This is a genomic window from Sphingomonas sp. LH128 (assembly GCF_000293195.2).
Classification (GTDB): Bacteria; Pseudomonadota; Alphaproteobacteria; order Sphingomonadales; family Sphingomonadaceae; genus Novosphingobium; species Novosphingobium resinovorum_A.
Map to the genome: position 1 here is coordinate 1 of NZ_ALVC01000524.1, position 1,431 is coordinate 1,431.

1 protein-coding gene and 2 pseudogenes are annotated in these 1,431 nt (G+C 67.1%); all 3 read left to right on the plus strand.

Annotation, left to right across the window (positions count from 1 at the left end):
* Positions 1 to 387, plus strand: a pseudogene (locus LH128_RS29680) (formimidoylglutamate deiminase); the annotation flags it as partial.
* A gap of 2 nt (positions 388 to 389) precedes the next feature.
* Entirely contained in the window at positions 390 to 1,124 is a 735-nt protein-coding gene (gene hutC, locus LH128_RS29685) for a histidine utilization repressor (protein WP_008833402.1), read from the plus strand.
* A 128-nt stretch (positions 1,125 to 1,252) separates the two neighbouring features.
* A pseudogene (locus LH128_RS32660) lies at positions 1,253 to 1,431 on the plus strand (IS110 family transposase); the annotation flags it as partial.

The following is a 1,431-nucleotide window of genomic DNA, read 5'->3' on the forward strand; positions in this document are numbered from 1 at the left end:
ATCGACGCGGCCGAGGAACTGCGCCTGCTCGAATACGGCCAGCGCCTGACGCGCCGCGCGCGCAACGTAATGGCCCGGGAAAGCGGCCGCTCCACCGGCGCGGATCTTTACGCAGGCGCGCTGACGGGCGGGGCGGCGGCATTGGGCGTCGAGGGCGGCATCGCGGTCGGCCTGCCTGCCGACATCGTCAGCCTGAACCTCGATCATCCGGCGATGGTGCACCGGGCGGGCGATGCGATAACCGACAGCTTCGTCTTCGCCGCCGGGCGCTCGGCCATTGACTGCGTGTGGCGCCATGGCGACAAGCTGGTGAGCGAAGGGCGCCACCATGTCCGCGACCGGGTGGTCCGCGACTATGCCAAGGTACTGGAGACACTGATCGCGTGAGAATGCCCCTTCACGAACGCATTCGATCGGATTTCGAGGGCCGCATCCTCGGCGGCGAACTGGCTCCCGGTGACCGCCTGCCGATCGAGCAGGAGCTGATGCAGGAATACGGCTGCTCGCGCATGACCGTGAACAAGGCGCTCTCGGCGCTCGTCGCGGCGGGGCTGATCGACCGGCGCAAGCGGGCGGGGACGTTCGTGGCGCGTCCGAAGGTCCATTCAATGGTGCTCGACGTGCCCGACATCGCCGCGCAAGTGCGCGAGCGCGGGCAGGACTATGCTTTCCAGCCCATCCGCCGCCGGGTCCGGGCAGCGGGCGATGACGAGGAGGAAGTGCTGCTCGCGGGCGGCGGGGAACTGGTCCACATCGATGGCCTGCACCTCGTCGATGGCGCGCCGCTTGGCGTGGAGTTCCGCCTGGTAAGCGCTCTGGCCGTGCCGGAGATCGTTGGCGCCGACCTCGACGCGGTTCCTCCGGGGACGTGGCTCCTGCGGCACGTGCCCTGGACCGAGGCGGAGACGCGCATCTCGGCCGTCGGCGCGCAAGTCGAGGAAGCGGAATGGCTGGGCGTGGCGGTCGGAACGCCGTGTCTGTGCGTCGAGCGCCGGACGTGGCGCGGCTCGGAGCGGATTACTTACGTGCGCCAGCTGTTCCTCGGCGATGCCTACGACATGGTGGCGCGCTTCGGCCCGGTGGCGCCATTCGGCGGTATGCCGCGGGAAGGTATGAAAGTTTGAATGGATGGGGAGCGGACCTGTCCGGATAAAGTTCAGGGTGACGGCGGATTTGGGTGATGGGGTGGACGCCCCCCGACGGCATCGATGTGCCATAGTGGAGGTGTTGAACACCACTTGAGGAGGCGTCCGTGTCGGAAGTTACCACAATCGGTTTGGATATCGCCAAGAATGTTTTCCATGCGCATGGTGCGGATGCGCGTGGGCGAGCGTTGTTCAGTCGCAAAATCAGCCGCACCAAGCTGCTGGAATTCTTTGCCCAGCATCCGCGGTGCACGGTGGCGCTCGAGGCTTGCGGAGGCGCGCATCA

Bases quoted from the DNA above. Each gene is read 5' to 3' on its own strand.
- hutC (WP_008833402.1), top strand. From the start codon at position 390: ATGCCCCTTCACGAACGCATTCGATCGGATTTCGAGGGCCGCATCCTC.